The sequence below is a fragment of the Acinetobacter sp. HA genome (assembly GCF_000264725.1).
Taxonomy (GTDB): Bacteria; Pseudomonadota; Gammaproteobacteria; order Pseudomonadales; family Moraxellaceae; genus Acinetobacter; species Acinetobacter schindleri.
In genome coordinates this window covers 67,295-87,327 of sequence record NZ_AJXD01000045.1, presented here as the reverse complement: position 1 = coordinate 87,327, position 20,033 = coordinate 67,295, and the positions used below count along the sequence as shown (strand labels likewise).

The following is a 20,033-nucleotide window of genomic DNA, read 5'->3' as shown; positions in this document are numbered from 1 at the left end:
ATTAGATTAGGATAGATTCATGTTTCAACATATTGATACTTATGCCGGTGATCCGATTCTCTCTTTAATGGAAGAATTCAACAAAGATCAACGGAGTAACAAAGTCAACTTAAGCATCGGCCTGTATTACAACGAAGATAATATCGTGCCGCAGCTAGACTCAGTGCAAAAAGCCTATACTTACCTGACCCCTGACTATAATAAAGTTCGTGTTTACTTGCCGATGGATGGTCTGAACAGCTTTAACCAGGCTGCACAGGAATTAATTTTTGGAACTTCCAGCCCTGCCCGCGAGCAAGGCCGTGTAGTCACGATTCAGACCTTGGGCGGCTCAGGTGCGCTAAAAGTCGGCGCTGACTTTTTGAAAAAATATTTTCCAGAATCTGAAATCTGGGTGAGCCAGCCGACTTGGGAAAACCATATTGCCATCTTTAATGGCGCTGGTATTCAGACCCATTTCTATCCTTATTATGATGCAGAAACCAATGCCGTTAATGTACCGGCGATGCTGGATTGCTTAAAACAGCTGCCCGCTCAAAGTATTGTGTTATTACATCCATGTTGTCATAACCCGACCGGGGCCGACTTACAGCCGCATGAGTGGGATCAAGTCATTGAAGTTTTAAAAGCCCAATCTTTAATTCCTTTCCTGGATATGGCGTATCAAGGTTTTGGTCAAGGGTTGGAACAGGATGCTTATGCCATCCGTGCACTCGATCAGGCCGGTATGAATTTTATCGTCAGCCATTCATTTTCCAAAATCTTCTCTTTATACGGAGAACGTATTGGTAGCTTAAGTTTCGTCTGTGATGATTCCACCAGTGCGCAAAATGTTTTAGGGCAGTTAAAAGCTACAGTTCGCCGGATTTATTCAAGTCCAGCGGCCAATGGCGCTCTATTGGTCAGTCAGGTGTTAAATGATCCTGAACTGTTTAAGCAATGGCAAACTGAAGTTGAAGAAATGCGCCAGCGTATTTTACGCATGCGTGGCTTACTCAAAGCAAAATTATCCGAGGCGCTACCGGAACTGGATTTTACTTACCTGATCCAGCAGCAAGGCATGTTTAGTTATACCGGCCTCACTGCTGATCAGGTGGATCTGTTAAAACAGCATCACGGGATTTATCTGGTTCGTAGTGGCCGCATGTGTACAGCAGGTCTAAACCTCAGCAATATTGATTATGTTGCCGAGTCGATGGCAGCTGTGATTAAAATGCAAAGTGAAGCTGAACCGTTGATTGCTTAGAAATAATTAAGTTGTTAGAAGCCTTCTAATTCTAATATTGGAAGGCTTTTTTATGGATCTTGCTTTATTCTTTTTTTAAATTAAAAGCGAGTGATCATCTTGGTTTTGTGTTGCAAAAATAAAATCATTTTTAATCCTATTTAGCGATCAAAATCTTGATAAAAAAGATCCAATCCCTGAATCAGATCTGGATCTGTGAAATAAGTTCAGGTTTAGAAAACTTATCTGCAATAAATGAAAGTTTTAGACAGTAACCTCTGGATTAAACAAGCCATCAATCTGTTTTTGGATTCCAAGCAGATAATCAATAGCTTCTTGCATCTGGTCTGCTGGCAACTGGTCTTCGGTACCAATACAAGTAATTACATGATCGAGCTGGCGACTAAAGCTAAACACTGGAATTGCCACGGCATGGATGCCTGCCATCATATCGCCAGTGACTGAGGCATAGCCCTGCTGTAGAATTTTCTCTTTAAGTTGCGAGAATTCTTTCCAGTTCGCAGGATATTGATCTGCTTTAGCGCTACTCGCCCACTCTTTTTCCAGCAAAGGCTTGATGATGTGTTCTGGCTGAAGGCAGGCATGTAAACGACCAGTTGCCGACTTTAGTAAAGGCATACGTGAGCCGACCCGGGTAATGATATTAAATACGTGGTTAGATTCAAGTGACTGAACCACGACGGCACCATCGGCAAACCATTTACTGACATGAATACTGCAATTTAAATGCTGCTGAATCTGCATAATATATTTTTGGGTTAATTCCAGCATATCGGTACGTTTTAAAGCATTGACGCCAAATGCGTGAGCACGCTCACCCAGACTATAACGTCCATCACTGAGCTGCTGGGCATAACCTTTACGTATCAGACTCACCACATAGCGATGCACTTTTGCAGGATGCATGGACAGGACTTCTGACAGCTCTTTTAACATCATCGGTGCATTATGTTCAGTCAATGCATCGAGCACAGTTAATCCTACTTCTAGAGACTGCACCCCTCCCTGTAATTTTTCTTCCTCAACGTTCATCGTTTCATCCTGCATATACGCATTAATTTTCATGGTTCTATCAAGCCATTGTACTACTGAAATCAAAAATCTTGCTCAGCCAAATCTGATTCCAGATTCAGATCATAGCGGCATTTTAACAAATTTACATTATTCATAATCAAATTATTTATTGCGTAATTTAAAAATATAAGTATGATTCTGTATAGAACTTAAATTTTCCACGGAAAGGATCCATATTTATGACGACGCGTTTAAAGTCATTTGTCGACATCGCTCCTGATTCAGATTTCCCTTTAGAAAACCTGCCTTATGGTATTTTCAGTGATAAGCAGAATGCTCAACCACGTGCCGGAGTTGCACTTGGAGAATGGGTGGTTGACCTGGCAGCATTGGAAGCAAAGGGTTATTTAAAGCTGGAACAAGGCCAGCAATTTTTTAACCAGCCAACCTTGAATGCTTTTATTGAGTCGGGTAAAGCCAACTGGTCTAAAGTACGAGCAGAGTTACAGACGCTGTTGTCAGCAGATCATGCCGAATTGCGTGATAATCAGGAACTCCGTGATCAGGTTTTCTTTAACCAGTCAGATGTCAAAATGCATCTGCCGGTGCATATCCCGAGCTATACCGATTTCTATTCATCGAAAGAGCATGCCACCAATGTCGGCTGTATGTTCCGTGATCCGAAAAATGCATTGTTAGCAAACTGGTCAGAACTTCCAGTCGGTTATAACGGCCGTGCCAGCTCCGTAATTGTGAGCGGTACAGAGATCGTGCGTCCATCTGGACAGATCAAATTACCGGATTCTGATCGTCCAGTCTTTTCAGCATGTCGCAAACTCGACTTCGAACTGGAAACCGGTTTTATTATTGGCAAGCCAAATCATCTAGGTAAGCCCATTGCGATTGAAAATGCCTGGGACCATATTTTTGGTATGGTGCTATTCAATGACTGGTCTGCACGTGACTTGCAGCAATGGGAATATGTACCGCTAGGTCCATTTAACGCCAAGACTTTTGCCTCTTCGATCTCGCCATGGGTCGTGACTTTGGAAGCACTTGAACCGTTTAAAACCAGTTCACCAGTTCAAGATCCCAAACCTCTGACTTATCTGCGTGAAGACAACAGCAGCAATAGCTATGACATCAATCTGTCTGTCGAGATCCAGACTGAAAATTCAGATCAAGCAGATGTGATCTGTAAGACCAACTTTAAATATATGTACTGGTCAATGGCACAGCAGCTGGCTCATCACACCATTGCAGGCTGTAATGTACAGGTTGGTGATCTGATGGGTTCAGGCACGATTTCCGGCTCTACGCCAGACTCTTATGGTTCATTACTGGAAATTACCTGGAATGCCACCAAGCCACTTACCTTGTCGAATGGTGAACAGCGCACTTTCATTCAGGACGGCGACACCGTAATCATGAAAGGCCATTGTGAAAAAGATGGCCTTCGTATCGGTTTCGGTGCTGTGAGCGGCAAAATTCTGCCAGCGCTTGATTTCGGTTTTAGTGAATAAGCTGGAGTGAAATCATGATCATGAAACTATATACCTATTTTCGCAGTTCAGCCGCTTACCGGGTTCGTATTGCGCTCCACCTGAAAGGAATCGAAGCAGAACATATTCCGGTTCATCTGGTAAACAACGGCGGCGAACAGCATAGTGAAACGTTTCGACAGGTCAATCCGGGTGAGCTGGTGCCTGCCTTAATTGAAGATGATTTCACGCTGACCCAGTCGCTCAGCATGATTGAATATCTGGAAGAAAAATTTCCGGAAACTCCCCTGTTGCCCAAGGATTTGCAACAGCGTGCGCTGATTCGGGCCTTTAGTCTGAATATTGCCTGCGACATTCATCCCTTAAATAACCTGCGTGTACTTCAATACCTTAGTAAAACCCTGAATGCCAGCGATGAACAGAAAACCGAATGGTACAGACACTGGGTCATCACCGGTTTAAAAGCGCTCGAAGCTCAATTAACGCTTTCAAATGGTCAATTCTGTTTTGGAGATCAGCCGAGTCTTGCAGATTGCTGTCTGATTCCACAAGTGTATAACGCCAAACGTTTCAACATCGATCTTTCTGATTTTCCGAAAATTGAATCGATTTATGAACATTGCAATTCACTAGATGCATTTCAAAAAGCTGCACCTGAAGCGCAGCCTGATGCAGCATAAGAATATATAAGGATATAAGTATGACCATTCAAATTGAAAAAATCCACCATGTCGCCTACCGCTGTAAAGATGCCAAAGAAACCGTAGAGTGGTACAAAAAAAATCTGAATATGGACTTTATTCTGGCTTTTGCCGAGGATCATGTGCCATCTACCAAGGCTTTCGACCCGTATATGCATCTATTTTTAGATGCAGGTAATGGCAATGTCCTGGCCTTCTTTGAACTACCCACCCAACCGGAAATGGGCCGTGATGAAAATACCCCGAAATGGGTACAGCACATTGCCTTAAAAGTGAAGGATCGTCAGGCATTAGTTCAGGCCAAAGAACATCTGGAAGCCAATGGCGTGGATGTACTGGGCATTACCAATCATGGCATTTTCCATTCGATTTACTTCTTCGATCCAAATGGTCATCGTCTGGAACTGGCTTATGATGATGAAAAAGCACACCAGAAAATTGCCATGATTACCGAAGCAATGAAGTATGACATGCTGGAGCAATGGAGCAAAACCAAACGCGCACCGTCACATACACACTTCTTGCATGCGGATGAATTAGACCAGAGCGCTCGCAAAGCCAAGATGGATGCTTAAATTTTTAAAGGAAGGGATTTCTGATGAATAAAGTCGTTGTGAATGCTCAGGAAGCTTTAGCGGATATCGTGGCAGATCATCAAACACTGGCGGTCGGTGGATTTGGTTTATGCGGCATTCCTGAAGCACTCATAGAAGCCTTAAAAAATACCGGTGTCACCGGCCTCACCTGTATTTCCAATAATGCGGGGGTGGATGACTTTGGTTTGGGTAAATTGTTGCGGACCAAGCAGATCAAAAAAATGATTTCTTCTTATGTCGGTGAAAATAAGGAATTTGAACGTCAATATTTAAATGGTGAGCTGGAAGTAGAGCTGACGCCCCAAGGAACACTGGCAGAAAAACTGCGTGCGGGTGGTGCTGGAATTCCCGCTTTCTACACCCAAACCGGTGTCGGCACATTGGTTGCTGAAGGCAAAGAAGTCCGTGAATTTGAAGGTAAAGAATTTATCCTTGAAAAGTCATTAACCGCAGATGTGGCACTGGTCAAAGCCTATAAAGCAGACAAGGCCGGCAACCTGGTCTTCCGTAAAACTGCACGTAATTTCAATCCTGAATGCGCCATGGCCGGGAAAATCACTGTGGCTGAAGTTGAACAAATCGTAGAGATTGGTGAACTTGATCCCGATGATATTCATCTGCCTGGAATCTATGTGAATCGAATTGTCGTTAATGCTTCACCAGAAAAACGCATTGAACAGATGACCTTAAAGGCGGGAGCATAATCATGGCTTGGACTCGAAATCAAATGGCTCAACGTGCAGCACAGGAACTTGAAGATGGGTTCTATGTCAATCTTGGTATCGGTTTGCCAACACTGGTGGCCAACTATATTCCGGACAATATCAACGTCTGGCTCCAGTCTGAAAATGGCCTGTTAGGCATTGATGAATTTCCAACTGTAGAAACCGTTGATGCAGATCTAATTAATGCAGGTAAACAGACGGTGACTGCCCGTAAAGGTGCTGCCTTCTTTTCCAGTGCGGATTCCTTTGCCATGATTCGCGGTGGGCATGTCAATATTGCGATTCTGGGAGCAATGGAAGTTTCCGAAACGGGTGATCTGGCAAACTGGATGATTCCAGGCAAGAAAGTCAAAGGTATGGGCGGTGCCATGGATCTGGTAGCCGGTGTGCAGAAAGTCGTAGTCCTAATGGAACACACGGCTAAAGATGGTACCTCGAAAATCGTTCCTCAATGTACTTTGCCACTAACAGGTAAAGGTGTGGTCAACCGGATCATTACGGATCTCGGTGTCATGGATATTACTTCACGCGGAGTGGTTCTGGTAGAACTGGCTCAAGATGTCACGCTGGAGCAGATTAAAGCTGCGACTGGAGTTGAGCTGATTACGGATAGACTTGAGGCTGCCTGATCTGCTTCTACTGAATAATCAAAGCAGCAAAAGCTGCTTTGATTATCTTCTGAAAATATTGCTTTATCATCGTAATTACACTGAAGATAAATAATATTTTTCTATAATATTCAAACTCTTGCTGTATAATTTTAAAAATCATAATAAAATCTTATGAATGTAATTCACCTTATTGGATCAAATAAAATTATCTTTATTTCTATTCAAATAAGTTTGCAGAAAAACTATTTTTTTTCGGTTTATTGTTTTTTTATTAAGCTCAATAAAACTTATAAAATTTAAGATTCAGAACTACTCTCACACTAATTTATATTTAAAGTGATCACTAAAGATAATGATGATAATAAAATTTTAATTAGTAAAAAAAATACTTAATAAAAAAAGCCACTTATATAAGTGGCTTTTTTATAAGAAGAATTTTGGTGGAGGTGGCGTCAATTGAACTCAGATCCTAACCAACTAATTCTAAAGATCTTTTATTGAATAAAAAATTCATTGACCCAATTTTGACCCAAATTAGATTTAGTGCATTGAATCACTTTAAAATCTTGTTCAAATCCAAATTCAGGATTTGAAGTGGAGTACTGATTATACCAACATTGATTACACTATAAAACGATACGATATAACATATCATTTCTTTGATATTCTTTTTTGATGTATTATTCTTTTAGACACATACAGAGATAAGGTTATGTTTGAAACTATTGACGATTTAAAGAAAAAATTAGATCAGCATCGCCCTCTTTCTCCATCAATTGTCAAAAATTTACAGGAAGATCTTATTGTCCGTTGGACCTATCATTCGAATGCAATTGAAGGCAATACACTCACCCTGCTAGAAACTAAAGTAGTACTCGAAGGTATTACTGTTGGTGGAAAGGCATTAAGAGAACACTTCGAAGCGATCAACCATAGAGATGCAATTTACTATGTTGAAGATATCATGCGGAAAGAGGAGTCTTTTTCTGAATGGCAAATTCGTAATATCCATCAGCTTATATTAAAGAATATTGATGATGATAATGCAGGCCGCTATCGTCAACAAAATGTCATAATCTCTGGTGCTACATCTACCCCGCCTGATTACACATTATTAAATGACAAGATGGCTCAGTTAGTAGACTGGTATAAAAGTGAAGCACATAAGCTGCATCCTATCGAACGTGCAGTCAAAGTACATGCTGATTTTGTAGGTATTCATCCATTCATTGATGGCAATGGCCGTACATCACGTCTATTAATGAATCTTGAATTGCTTAAAGCTGGTTATCCCCCTTGTGTAATAACAGTTGAAAACCGATTGGCCTACTATGAGGCCCTAGATCAATGGATGGCTTATGGAAAAACTGAAGCATTTATCCAGTTGGTTTCTGAAGCTGTACTTGAAGGATTTAAACCTTATCAAGTTGTATTGGGCATTTAATCGGCTTGATCGGTGTATTGATCCCTAGTACTAGATGAATAGCCACCGATTTTGTAGACACTTTTTAGTTAGATAAAATGGCTAATTAACGAGGTACTTATGAGCAGTAAACGATACCCTGAGCAAAGTATTGATGGATTAAGTAGTCAGAGTAAACGCCCATTAAAATCTCCAAATACTAAAATCAATGCTATGCTAGAGGCCTTAATATTGGAAATGCGCTCGGCTAGAAATCTGGGTGCTCGACGTTTGCAAACAGAATTGATGAGGCTGCACGGAGTCTCATTGTCCTTAGCGACTATCCATAAAGTACTATCCACCCATCAAGTCAAACCGATTTAAAAAATTCCATCGTAAAGTAGATTTCATTCGTTATGAGCGCCCATTACCAGGCGATAGAATTCAAATGGATACCTGTAAATTGGGTCCTGGGCTATATCAGTACACATCTATCGATGACTGCACACGATATCGCGTTTTAAGGATATATAAACGCCGAACAGCAGCGAATACGCTCGACTTTTTAGATTGCGTAATTGAAGAAATGCCTTTTCCCATACAGCGAATACAGACCGATCGTGGGCGGGAATTTTTTGCTGAAAAAGTACAGAAAAAATTGATGCAGCATGGAATCAAATTTAGGCCAAATAAACCAGGTTCACCTCATTTGAATGGCAAGGCAGAGCGTTCTCAAAAGACTGATAAATCTGAGTTCTACGCTACTGTCGATATTAATTCTGAAGATATCCAAGACAAGCTAGCCGAATGGCAGCATTACTATAACTGGATGAGACCAGATTCAGCTTTGAAAGGTAAAACACCGATGGAAAGGTACTTTGTATTATGTGAAGAAACCCCTTTCTCTGATGAGATCCATAAGCAATACAACCCATCAAATGAACGGATTCAACACGCCAATGGCTTTGTTGCACAAAGATTTGAAATGCAAAGCGCCCCTAATTGAGCCAAATTTAAGGCGTAACTTGGGTAAGTGGGCGACCTAATTCCGTAAATCTGTTAAGGACTGCTACACGTGCATGGATCTCATTCACTTGGCTACCAAAACTCCTTGCGCTGAGTTTATCTCCTAATAATTTAATGCAGTGCATCTTAGTTTCAACCAAACTTCGCCGATGATAGCCTGACCATTTTTTCCATAGTGTCCTGCCTAAACGTTTAATTGTTCGAAGTAATTCATTTCGCTCTAGCGAGCTACTCTTTGTATCTTTCCATTGTTTCGCATTTTTTCTAGGTGGAATCACCGCATGCGCTTGCCGATCTGCAATGACCTGACGGCATTGCTTGGTGTCATAAGCTCCATCGGTATAAACAGAGTCAATCCGCTCATCTTGTGGAATCTGATCAAGTAAATCACCAAGCACCTGTGAATCACTGACATTATTGGTTGTAAGCTGAACTGCTCGTATTTGTAGGGTTTTGGCATCTATACCAATATGAAGTTTACGCCATTGGCGACGATATTCAGATCCATGTTTCTTGCGTTTCCATTCGCCCTCACCTAGAAACTTCATGCCTGTAGAGTCCATGAGTAGATGCAGCCCATCGCTACTTTTTTGGTAGCTGATTACAATATCAATATGCTTTTGTCTTCTACAAAGCGTGGTGTAATCTGGAGCTATCCAATTTAATCCGCAAAGTTTAATCAGACTTTGTACAAAGCCAGTAACCATACGTAAAGACAGACGAAATAAGGATTTAATCATTAAGCAGCATTGGATGGCTGCGTCGGAGTAGGTTTGATTTCGCCCTTGTTTGCCTTTTGATGGAGCATACCATTGCGTAGCAGGATCAAACCAAATGGCAATATTTCCGCGACTCATGAGTGCTCGGTTATATGCGGGCCAATTGGTTGTGCGGTAGATTTTGTGTGTAGGCTTCTTCATTTGAAAATTATATCGCTAAAAAAGCCTTTACAGATAGGTTTGTGCAACAAAGCCCACGCCAATTACAAGATGGATTTAGAGATCACTAAATTGAAATGTATTAGTTCAGACTTGATCCAAGTCAGCCATTTTTAGCTGACTTGGAAGAGCGAAATCAATTTATTCTTTATAATTTTGAGTACTGTAAAACTCAGTCGGCAAGCGTTTGAGTCCTTGAGTGCTTTTTGCGTACTGTAAAAATGCCTCAGCATAATCTAGTCCGACTTCCACACGACGTTCACCCGTAATCTGTTTAAAACTGTCATAAAAGTCTTGACCATCTGCAAGGAAATTAATGGTAATGACTTGATAGGTTTGGTTTGGATTTAAAGTTTCATATAGCCCTTGAGCATTGCGAACTTTTAAGTTTGATACACGCTCACCTTTATTTTTGGATAAATCTACATCCCACTGTAAACCACCCGCATAAGGATAGCTGCCCGTATTTTTTTTATTCACGACACCATCCATAGCATCCTCGAGTACATTTTTGATCTCTTGACCCGTCGCCTTTAACTGCACCAGCGTATTTTTAAATGGCAATACCGTATAAATTTTCTCTACACTAATATCACCTTGAGGCAAATCTACTCTCACCCCACCCCCATTTTGGATAGAGATATCTGCGGCAAAAAACTTTTTACCCTGCTGCAAAAAAGCTTCCGCAACGAGCTGTTGCACATCACCACCATGCAGATTGGTAAAATCAGATTTATTACAAATATCCCCTAAGCTAGAACGTGATGCGTCTCTTGTTGTTCCTGGCACACGACGCAAACATAAATTTTCTTCAGCTTTAGCCACAATTTCTTTACCCAATAAGTTTTTAGCAACTTTATAAGGTTCTAAAATGCTTAAAGCGGTGGCGTCAGGTTGCACCATGATCAAACTATTACTACGCTCAATATCTTGATGAATAGCATTGAGCTCGGCACTGCTCAATACTGGCGCATTTTGAGCAGTACGTTTAAACTCATTGCCTATTAAAATATTGGCTTTGCCCGTACAGGCTTCAACTTTACCATTCGCATCAAAATTGACTTTAAGTTGCCCCACTGCATACGCGTATTGCCAAGCTTGCACCACACAAACTTGATCACCATCTTTGTTTTTCACCGCGGTTGGATAATCACCTTCTGGGCTCATTCCATAATCTTTTAGCTTTGCATCTGCCAACAAGGTATGTGAGTCACCTCCAACAATAACGTCAACACCAGATAGTTGTGCAGCCAACTCCTTATCCTTTCCATAGCCTAAATGAGACTGCACAATAATTTTATTTATGCCTTCTTGTTTGAGCTGATCGATATATTTTTGAGCAGTTGTTAATTCATCTTTAAAAATCGTATCTGCATTTGGTCGAGAAGCATTTTTGGTTTTATCCGCAATAGATAAACCGATTAATGCAAGTTTTTGCCCTTCTTTTTCAATAATGGTATATGGCTTCACAAGTTCTGTTTGGTAGAGCGCTGAGGTTTTTCCAAACTCGACATTCGCACTTAAGACTTGGGTTTTATTTGTACAATTACCTTTGTTATTTAAGAACCCAATAAATTTATTTAAACCTTCATCGGTATTATCAAACTCATGGTTGCCTAGCGTTAATGTATCGAAACAAACCGTGTTCATGAGATCTGCCTCTGCCTCACCTTCTTTTAAAGTAAAGTAGAGGTCTCCAGTAATGGCATCACCTGAATGAATTTTTATCGGGTTTTTCTCAGTGCTCGCCAAGCGATTGATCAATGCAGTCACTCGTGCAAAACCACCATTTGCAACCTGGATCTCTTCGCGCTGACCTGACGAGGTTTCAAGCTTTAATTTGATGCTTTCTTCATCTAAATGTGAGTGGCTGTCATTTATGTGCAGCACATTAATTTCCAGTGGTTTGGGTTGAGCGACAGGACTTGGGTCGGTATTGTCTTGACTATCATTATTACACCCAACCAAAAATAGACCAGAAACGACTAAACCGCAGGTCAAACTCGAATAATGATTGGCTTTATTTTTAAAGATCATGGCCATCCCCATGTGATTAGAATTTAAACAGACATCATGTAGTCCTTCGGTTTCAATCTCATGACATCCTCACTTTTTTCTCATTATTTTTTAACAAATGGTTTAGATTATAATTATCTAATAATCATGCATTTGATTAAGATATATTCATTTTTTGACGCAATAAAATAGGGAGAAATACAAATTTCCCCCTATGATCACAATTATCTAATCAATTTTTAGATTTATCCGTGCTTGATTTATCTCAAAATTTACGTCTGCGCATTGTGGTTGCTAAAACTAACCCCGTTAAAGTGAGCATTGACCATAAGCCCATACTGCCGCCACTGGTTTCGCCTTTATCCATATTGCTTTCTTTCTTATCATTTAAATCCATATCGACAATTACAGGATCATGATCGGAAGAACGGAATGCGTCATCGCTATAAAATGCTGAAATTTGCTCAGCTGTTTTATATTCTTCGTTATAGTCCAAAGCTGTCGGCTCATCCGCATTGATGTGCCATGCAAATGCTCGTTTCACCATTGGATATAAGTTTTCATCAGCAATTGCATGGTCTAAGTTCCCAGAACCGCCATTGCCGTTGGCATCACTTGCGACACCAAAAATATAACTGTACGCAGATTTACCCTGACCAATTTTTTCATCATTCAGCAAAACTTTATAATTAGCTTTTTCCAATTCCAGTATTGGATCCTCTTTTGCATAGCTATTCATATCACCGACCAGTAAATAGTTCGGGTTATTGACCTTAGTTGGATTGGTTGCAATCCACTGCATCAATTTTTGAACTGCAGTTAAACGCGTAGAATTCCAACAACCTTGACCATCCCCTTGGTCAGCATCTAGAGAGGTTTTATCACTAGGGCAACTTCCTTTAGATTTTAAATGATTTGGCACCATAGTAAAAACCTTACCGCCAGATAAAGCTTGGAAAGTCTGCGCCATGGTGACTCTGTTCTTTTGAGACAGATCGTCATAGACTGCGGCATCGCCCACGGTCTTAACACGCTTGCTGTTATAAATAATGGCAACCGCAATCGCATCTGTTCCTAACGTTGTCATCTTGGGTGGAATAACATATTTCCAATCAGCACCTAAAGCTTTGGTGAGATAAGCGACTGCACTTTTCTCATCATATCCATTATTTGCGATTTCCATTAATCCATAAACGTCTGCATCAATTGCTTTTAAAGCGCTTACAATTTTCTGATGCTGCTTATTGAACTCAGCTTGTGACGTTGCACCACGTTCTGTAGGGAAACCTTGTGCTGCTCCATTATCATAATTTAATACGTTAAAAGCAGCGGCACGAATTTGCCCAGAATCTTTTGCTAACACTGGTGCTCTTGAATTAGTTTCTTTAATAATTTCAGGCTGTGTTTTATTTAAAATTGGCTGAATACGCCATGCATTGAAGCGATATTCCAAAATCCCTTCGACATTTTTCAATTGATCGCCACTTCTTAAAGTATTTACTGCACTGAAGTTTTGCGGCAGCCATGGCGTTCTATTTTGATTGTTATAGCCATCATCCAAGATAATTTTTGATAATAAATTTTGTTTGGCCAAATTGACTGCTTCAGCAGATTTCGCAGGATATAAATTGGTTGGAATATACAAGCGCCCTAAACTTAATGAAAGTTCACCAAATCGCCCATAATTATAATTTTCACTGATGGTTAAAGTCTGCGGTATCTTGACCAACATGCCTTGATAGCGTTTAGGCGTATTCCCTTGTACATCCGTCAAACTTGAGAATGGTAATTGTAAAGGAGTTGCACTCACCAGACTTTCTGCCTGCTGATTACAGGTTTGGATATTACTACTTAGCTGATCGAGCTGTAGCTGATTTTGATAAGCACTTAGACGCCCCTTAAAGATAACTTCTTCACCTACTTTCCCGCCAGTCACAGTACTACTTGCGGGTAAGTAAACAAAGATCGCATTGCTTAATCCAGTTTTGGCTTTGCTATCTGGGGTTTGAATATAGAACCCTGAAAAACCATTTTGATAACGATAGTCAGCTGTGATAATACCGCGAACAACGTATTGTTGATTCAGTGCAGCAGTTTGTAAGTCTGCAATTGGAGTATCTGCAGTACTACACACTACTTCAGTCAATGGCGACTCAGTATTTACTGCACCCAAATTACTATTGAATGCATTTCGATCAGACCATTTAGACCACTCACTGTCTAAATCAAATGTTGCTGTAGGATTAATCGAAGTTACAGGATTTGAAGTTTTAGTACGTGACAAACTATTTTGGTAACTCGTAAATGCCGTCCCCCAACCAGAACCTGGGTCCTCCCCCACTCGACCAAAACGATCAATTGGCGTACCTTTATAGAGCAGAACTAAAGCATCATTCCCATTAAATGCAAGCCCCGCCACTTGATTGACTTTAGTACCAATTTCGGTCTGTAATTCTGAGCGGCCAATAATATACTTTGCTTTACTCGCAAGTGAGCCTTGTAATGAAAAAGTCGCAGACTTGGTGATCGATCCATTACTAAATTGATGAATTTCATAATCAGCTAAATTGACTGTACTACTATCAGGATTATAAATTTCTAAACCTTTACGATTAGCAGAACCGTCAATATATTGACTGAACATCAGCTGTGCATAGCTTGGAAATGAACAGCCTAACAAAGCCAAGCTGAGACATAAGGTATGTGGTTTTAAAGTCTTCATGTTTTTTTAGTGTTTGTTAAAATTGCAACTAGACTAATTTTTGTATATGACATCACCATGAATAATTCATGAATAATTAATGACAGTTTTTCGGACTATAGGCTGTAAATCAAAAACCTTTAGACTCAGCATTAAAAGCTTTTTTAATAGTTTTTCCTCCAAATCTATCCAATTAGATTTGATCTACAACATTTAGTTCAATAATACTCAATGCAGCATCTACCCCAAAGTACCCGAAATACAACTGTCATCAATTTGTAATAAAAATCGATTATAACTCGTGTGATAATGCAACTTTTCTTTGCGAGTTTATAAATGTCAGACAAAATCAGCTTAAACTATTTAAATGAACTCATTCGTAATGCTGAGAAAAAAGATAAAAAAATTGACAAGATCTTATTAGGCTATAAGGCGTATTATTTTTTTATGTCTGACAGCGAATTCCATAAAGAAGTCACTAACTCTGCCCTTTCACCAAGTAAACGTAAATATAAAGACTATAAAATCAAAGTGACTCAGGACGAATATCAAATTGATTTAAAATTTCAGGAAAAATAAGCAGGATTGCTCTAATTCTCAGGTTTAAACTCTTTATTTATTGACAGCCATTATGATTAAAGCATCAAAAAAGACAATCTAGACATTAGATGACCTGTTGTACTTAAGATCGTTACCCGCCAATTCAACATCATCTGATACAATCAAAATAACGGTTCACGTATCCTGTGAACTCCTGTTTTCTGACCAAATAGCACTCCGATAGTGTCCTCTTAAAATTTATTGGACACTATCGTGGTGTTAATGAGTTAGAAAAGTGGGGCTCAGCGGATGCTTACGATTAAACAAACGATCGAGCCATCCGTTACCCTGCTCACACCATGACGAATCAGCTTTAAAGATTACGCTGATTGACTCGTTTAGACAGTTCTTCAGCCGATTCTTTTCGCTCCGAATAACGGTTGGTCAAATAGGTACTCTGACCGCGAGTCAGCAAAGTAAACTTGTATAGCTCTTCCATTACATCAACAATACGATCATATAGCGATGAAGGCTTCATCCGTCCTTCCTCATCAAACTCCAAAAAGGCTTTAGGAACAGAAGACTGATTTGGAATCGTGATCATCCGCATCCAGCGCCCAAGAATTCGCATCTGGTTTACACTGTTAAATGACTGTGATCCACCGCTCACTTGCATCAAAGCCAATGTTTTACCCTGCGTAGCACGAATAGCTCCTGCAGCAAGTGGAATCCAATCAATCTGTGCTTTAAAGATTGAGCTCATCGAACCATGCCGCTCAGGCGAACACCAAACCATGCCTTCAGACCAAGCCAACAATTCATGCAGCTCTTTAACCTTTGGATGTTCCAGATCACCATCTTCAGGTAAAGGTAAACCTTTGGGATGAAAGATTTTAACCTCACAACCAAAACGCTCAAGAATTCGCCCAGCTTCCATCACAGCCAGGCGGCTATATGAACGTTCTCTGTTTGAGCCATATAGCAATAAGATACGTGGTGGGTGACTCAGTTCTTTAGCCTGCACTTCCGCAAAAGTTGGTGTCGGTAAAAGATCAGATTCAAGATTAGGGAGTGTCATCTTTGCCTCTTAAGAATTTGGATAATATTTTTTCTTCAGCCACAAGGATACGCTAACCAGTGCAATCAGCACGGGCACTTCAACCAATGGGCCAATAATCGTAGTAAAGGCAATTGGTGAAGCCAAACCAAAGGTAGCAATCGCAACGGCCAACGCTAACTCAAAATTGTTACCTGCTGCGGTAAATGAAATTGCGGTGGTTTTGGGATAGTCATTCCCCATCCACTTACTCATGAAAAAGCTGACAAAGAACATCACGACAAAGTAAAGCGTCAATGGAATTGCAATCCGCAACACATCCATTGGCAAACTCACTACATCACCGCCTTTCAAGCTAAACATGGCTACAATGGTGAATAACAAGGCCAATAAGCTGAGTGGACCAATTTTGGGTAGAAACTGATTCTGATACCAGTCCAGACCTTTGGCTTTCACTAAAGATAGACGCGTCAGGAAGCCCATCAGGAATGGAATCCCCAAGTAGATAAGGACAGCATTGGCAATGGTCCAGAAATCAACATTGATGACATTCCCTTCTATCCCAAAAAATGGCGGCAGATAGGTCAGGAAGAACCAGGCATAACTGCTAAAGAACAGAATCTGAAAAATGCTGTTAAATGCGACCAATGCAGCACCGTATTGATTGTCCCCGCATGCCAGTCCATTCCAGATCAGTACCATGGCAATACAACGCGCCAAGCCAATCAGAATCAGACCTGTCATGTATTCTGGGTAATCACTCAAGAAGACTATCGCCAATACAAACATCAGCACTGGCGCAATCAGCCAGTTCTGAATCAGAGAGAGCGCTAATGTTTTTTATCCTGAAATACTTTGGGTAAAGCTGCATAATCTACTTTGGCTAATGGTGGATACATCATCAAAATCAAACCAATCGCAATTGGCAAGTTGACTGAATTTACACTCATTGCGTCCAATGCGACGGATGCTTGTGGAAATACCACCCCAATCGCAACACCCAGTGCCATGGCCACAAAAATCCATAGCGTCAGGTTGCGATCCAAAAAGGATAATCCTGGTTTAGACATGATCTGCTCGCTTAAAGATGGGAAATTTGATTAATTTCAGCAATAAGCTGAGGACGGCTCATGTGATGGGTATCTAATGCAAAAAGTGCATCTAAGCGTTTGTTGATATGTTCTACAGTACTTAAAAATGCCTGTAATTTTTCTTGTTCAGGCAAATCTAAATGTGATGGATCAGATAGACCCCAATGTGCTTTGATTGCTCCTCCTAAATACAACGGACAAGCTTCTTGTGCTGCCGCATCACACACGGTGATGACGACATCGGGCTGATACTGTTCACAGGCATCAATCGTTTTACTCGACAAACCTTCGGTAGACAACCCCAGGTTCTGTAAAGTCTGAATGGTTAACGGATGAACTTGGCCAGAAGGTTTACTTCCAGCGCTATAAGCTACCCAACCTTCAGGCGCTCGACTATTAAACAGAACTTCAGAAAGAATACTGCGACAACTGTTACCCGTGCACAGAAACAAAAATTTCATAAAAACTTACTCGCAATGGCTCTGAATCGATAGAGCTGAGGGATCAAATAACACGGGAACATTGCTACGTTTAAGTGTATTCAGAATTTCAAAGCACCATTCAGGTAGTTGTGGGTTAAGACTGTAATACACCCACTGCTTTTGCCGACGGTCATTCAGCAAACCACTTGATCTTAACAGGGCTAAATGCCGTGAAATTTTTGGTTGGCTTAACTGGAGTTTATCTGTCAAATCACAAACACATTGCTCTTCGTTTTCTGCGATAAGCATAACAATACTGAGACGTGTTTCATCAGATAAACATTTAAAAAACTGAAGGTGGTCCATAACTGCTCCCATTCTATTATGCAAATATACACATATCCATATATTCAGTAAAGAGTACTCATTATAAAAGTATACCCATATCCGTATATGCTTGCCAGAAAGGGAAAAATTTAAAACTTCTTAACATCTCAAGACACAAATAAAAAAGACCCGTGGCTTATGCCACAGGTCTTTTTTACAGTTTTCCACATACACTTATTTATTTTTTTCAATCAACTCCACAATGGCTTGTGGTTCCAAAACTTTGCCACTTGAAACGATTTGATTATCTATGATCAGACCTGGCGTACTTAACAACCCTGTTTCAGCAATTTGCATCATATCAGTTACATATTCAATTTCTGCCTGAACACCCGTACTTTTTACAGCTTCTTCAGTTGCAGCCAATAAGGCTTTGCATTTACGACAACCTGTTCCTAAAACTTTAATTTGCATCTTTATTCTCCACACTTTTTATAAAAACCAATAACCCAAAGTATTCAGGCTATAACCAACAACCAAGATTCCCACAAAAACAATCCCTACAAACAGGCTCAATAAACGGGTTTTCACCACTTGTTTTAACAAGATTAGCGATGGCAGAGAAAGTGCGGTGACCGCCATCATAAACGCTAAAACCGTCCCCAAGCCAACGCCTTTAGTCACAAGTGCTTCTGCAATCGGCAAGGTGCCAAAGATATCCGCATACATTGGCATTCCGACAATCGTGGCAATCAGTACGGAATACCAGTGTTCCTGACCAAGTAAGGCGGTAATCCACTGCTCAGGAATCCAGTTATGAATTGCCGCACCAATCCCGACACCTATCAAGACATAAAGCCAGACCTTACTAAAAATGTCTGTCACCTGTTCCCAAGCAAATGTACGCCGCTCTTTTGCAGTCATGCTGAAATCTTCATCGTCACCTGAGATTGTTTGATGATGAGTCACAAATTCAGCCACATACTTTTCCATTTTCAAGTAGCTGATTAATGACCCGCCGATGACTGCCAGCACTAATCCAAGTAACACATAGACCAATGCAATTTTCCAGTTAAAGATACTCGCCAATAAAATAATTGAAGCCAAGTCAACAAGTGGTGATGAAATCAGAAAGGAAAAAGTGACGCCTACCGGAAGTCCTGCACGGGTAAAACCAATAAACAACGGAATCGAAGAACATGAACAAAATGGCGTAATAGTACCGAGTAATGCCCCCATGATATTGGCTTTGATTCCTGTCATCCGACCTAAAATCAGCCGAGTACGTTCTGGAGGGAAATAGCTTTGAATATAAGATAATGTATAGATCAACACTGAAAGCAGAATAAAGATCTTGAATACATCATAAATAAAGAAATGGACACTACCACCCAACTGGGTTGCAACGGATAAACCAAATACATTTTCAACGAACCAGCGCACCCCATCCGAGAGCCAGGTCATTTTAAGTAGAACATCATTTAACCAAGCAAAAATTGCGACAATGTTCTCCATTTAGATCTCCTGCTCTACACTGATACAAAGTCCAACAGCGTTAGGGGTTTCACCTTTTATTTTAAGCGTCTGCCTTGCTCATCAATGATGACTTCACCATCTTCTTTAGCGAAAGCTTTTAATTGCGGCAAAGGTAGAATATCTAGCACTACTTCAGATGGGCGACATAAACGAGTGCCCAAATCTGTCACGACCAAAGGACGGTTAATCAGGATGGGATGTTCAAGCATAGCATCAAGCAATTGCTCATTTGTCCAGTTCGCATCGTCTAAATTAAGTTCAGTATAAGCATCTACATTTTTGCGTAACACATCACGAACACTTAAACCAGAGTCCTGAATCATTTTAATCAGCTGATCTTTTGATGGTGGCGTAATCAGATATTCAATTACTTCTGGTTCGATCCCCGTGTTGCGAATAAGCGCCAAAGTGTTACGAGACGTGCCACAGGCAGGATTATGGTAAATTTGAACTTTTGGCATTTGATCCATGAGTATAATCTCTTAAACAGACAGCTTTTTATATATGAATATTCAAATATACGCAATATGGAATATATGATTAACTACAAGTACCAATAAATAAGAAAAGCTCCTGAATCAA

General features: G+C 40.5%; 18 protein-coding genes and 2 pseudogenes. 9 read left to right on the top strand and 11 right to left on the bottom strand.

Annotated elements, in window-relative coordinates; all coding sequences use genetic code 11:
• Positions 1 to 19: 19 nt before the first annotated feature.
• The gene (locus HADU_RS09275; RefSeq protein ID WP_004811025.1) at positions 20 to 1,246 is read left to right on the top strand and encodes an aromatic amino acid transaminase; all 1,227 of its coding nucleotides are present in this window, start codon (positions 20 to 22) and stop codon (positions 1,244 to 1,246) included.
• A gap of 243 nt (positions 1,247 to 1,489) precedes the next feature.
• Here HADU_RS09275 and HADU_RS09270 read toward each other — a convergent pair whose 3' ends face one another.
• The gene (locus HADU_RS09270; RefSeq protein WP_008305601.1) at positions 1,490 to 2,311 is read right to left on the bottom strand and encodes an IclR family transcriptional regulator; all 822 of its coding nucleotides are present in this window, start codon (positions 2,309 to 2,311) and stop codon (positions 1,490 to 1,492) included.
• Between the two features lie 188 nt (positions 2,312 to 2,499).
• Here HADU_RS09270 and fahA point away from each other — a divergent pair, with 188 nt between their 5' ends.
• The 7 genes and pseudogenes from fahA to HADU_RS09235 form a co-directional block, all read left to right on the top strand.
• Positions 2,500 to 3,783 (top strand): fumarylacetoacetase, encoded by a 1,284-nt coding sequence (fahA, locus tag HADU_RS09265; RefSeq protein WP_004811029.1) that lies wholly within the window; start codon positions 2,500 to 2,502, stop codon positions 3,781 to 3,783.
• A 20-nt stretch (positions 3,784 to 3,803) separates the two neighbouring features.
• A complete protein-coding gene (maiA, locus tag HADU_RS09260; RefSeq protein ID WP_008305597.1) occupies positions 3,804 to 4,442 on the top strand; it encodes a maleylacetoacetate isomerase in 639 nt (212 codons plus the stop codon).
• 20 nt (positions 4,443 to 4,462) lie between these two features.
• The gene (locus HADU_RS09255) at positions 4,463 to 5,038 is read left to right on the top strand and encodes a VOC family protein (protein WP_005221137.1); all 576 of its coding nucleotides are present in this window, start codon (positions 4,463 to 4,465) and stop codon (positions 5,036 to 5,038) included.
• 23 nt (positions 5,039 to 5,061) lie between these two features.
• Positions 5,062 to 5,763 carry a CoA transferase subunit A gene (locus tag HADU_RS09250; RefSeq protein ID WP_004893349.1) on the top strand — a complete coding sequence of 234 codons (702 nt, stop codon included), beginning with the start codon at positions 5,062 to 5,064 and terminating at the stop codon, positions 5,761 to 5,763.
• Positions 5,764 to 5,765: 2 nt separating this feature from the next.
• Complete coding sequence (locus tag HADU_RS09245) at positions 5,766 to 6,413, top strand: CoA transferase subunit B (RefSeq protein ID WP_005221136.1); 648 nt, start codon at positions 5,766 to 5,768, stop codon at positions 6,411 to 6,413.
• Between the two features lie 694 nt (positions 6,414 to 7,107).
• Entirely contained in the window at positions 7,108 to 7,839 is a 732-nt protein-coding gene (locus HADU_RS09240; protein ID WP_008305594.1) for a Fic family protein, read from the top strand.
• 108 nt (positions 7,840 to 7,947) lie between these two features.
• Positions 7,948 to 8,803: pseudogene (locus tag HADU_RS09235) on the top strand (IS481 family transposase); the annotation flags it as partial.
• Positions 8,804 to 8,810: 7 nt separating this feature from the next.
• Here the strand turns inward: HADU_RS09235 and HADU_RS09230 are convergent.
• From HADU_RS09230 to HADU_RS09220, 3 genes are all read right to left on the bottom strand, one after another.
• A complete protein-coding gene (locus HADU_RS09230; RefSeq protein ID WP_008302424.1) occupies positions 8,811 to 9,743 on the bottom strand; it encodes an IS5 family transposase in 933 nt (310 codons plus the stop codon).
• Positions 9,744 to 9,902: 159 nt separating this feature from the next.
• Positions 9,903 to 11,810: a bifunctional metallophosphatase/5'-nucleotidase gene (locus tag HADU_RS09225; protein WP_008305590.1), complete on the bottom strand. Its 1,908-nt coding sequence runs from the start codon at positions 11,808 to 11,810 to the stop codon at positions 9,903 to 9,905.
• A 232-nt stretch (positions 11,811 to 12,042) separates the two neighbouring features.
• Positions 12,043 to 14,499: an ExeM/NucH family extracellular endonuclease gene (locus tag HADU_RS09220; protein ID WP_008305588.1), complete on the bottom strand. Its 2,457-nt coding sequence runs from the start codon at positions 14,497 to 14,499 to the stop codon at positions 12,043 to 12,045.
• Between the two features lie 315 nt (positions 14,500 to 14,814).
• Here HADU_RS09220 and HADU_RS09215 point away from each other — a divergent pair, with 315 nt between their 5' ends.
• Complete coding sequence (locus HADU_RS09215) at positions 14,815 to 15,057, top strand: hypothetical protein (RefSeq protein ID WP_004755870.1); 243 nt, start codon at positions 14,815 to 14,817, stop codon at positions 15,055 to 15,057.
• Positions 15,058 to 15,391: 334 nt separating this feature from the next.
• Here HADU_RS09215 and arsH read toward each other — a convergent pair whose 3' ends face one another.
• From arsH to arsC, 7 genes and pseudogenes are all read right to left on the bottom strand, one after another.
• Positions 15,392 to 16,096, bottom strand: a complete 705-nt coding sequence (gene arsH, locus HADU_RS09210) for an arsenical resistance protein ArsH (protein ID WP_008305580.1) — start codon at positions 16,094 to 16,096, stop codon at positions 15,392 to 15,394.
• Between the two features lie 9 nt (positions 16,097 to 16,105).
• A pseudogene (gene arsB / locus HADU_RS09205) lies at positions 16,106 to 17,145 on the bottom strand (ACR3 family arsenite efflux transporter).
• Positions 17,146 to 17,156: 11 nt separating this feature from the next.
• A complete protein-coding gene (locus HADU_RS09200) occupies positions 17,157 to 17,627 on the bottom strand; it encodes an arsenate reductase ArsC (protein ID WP_004988474.1) in 471 nt (156 codons plus the stop codon).
• A 6-nt stretch (positions 17,628 to 17,633) separates the two neighbouring features.
• Positions 17,634 to 17,954, bottom strand: coding sequence for a metalloregulator ArsR/SmtB family transcription factor (locus HADU_RS09195; RefSeq protein ID WP_034592646.1), 321 nt, complete (start codon positions 17,952 to 17,954; stop codon positions 17,634 to 17,636).
• A 195-nt stretch (positions 17,955 to 18,149) separates the two neighbouring features.
• A complete protein-coding gene (locus HADU_RS09190; RefSeq protein ID WP_004988479.1) occupies positions 18,150 to 18,389 on the bottom strand; it encodes a thioredoxin family protein in 240 nt (79 codons plus the stop codon).
• Positions 18,390 to 18,407: 18 nt separating this feature from the next.
• A complete protein-coding gene (locus HADU_RS09185; RefSeq protein ID WP_008305578.1) occupies positions 18,408 to 19,430 on the bottom strand; it encodes a permease in 1,023 nt (340 codons plus the stop codon).
• Positions 19,431 to 19,486: 56 nt separating this feature from the next.
• Positions 19,487 to 19,921 (bottom strand): arsenate reductase (glutaredoxin), encoded by a 435-nt coding sequence (gene arsC, locus HADU_RS09180; RefSeq protein ID WP_004988483.1) that lies wholly within the window; start codon positions 19,919 to 19,921, stop codon positions 19,487 to 19,489.
• Positions 19,922 to 20,033 lie beyond the last annotated feature (112 nt).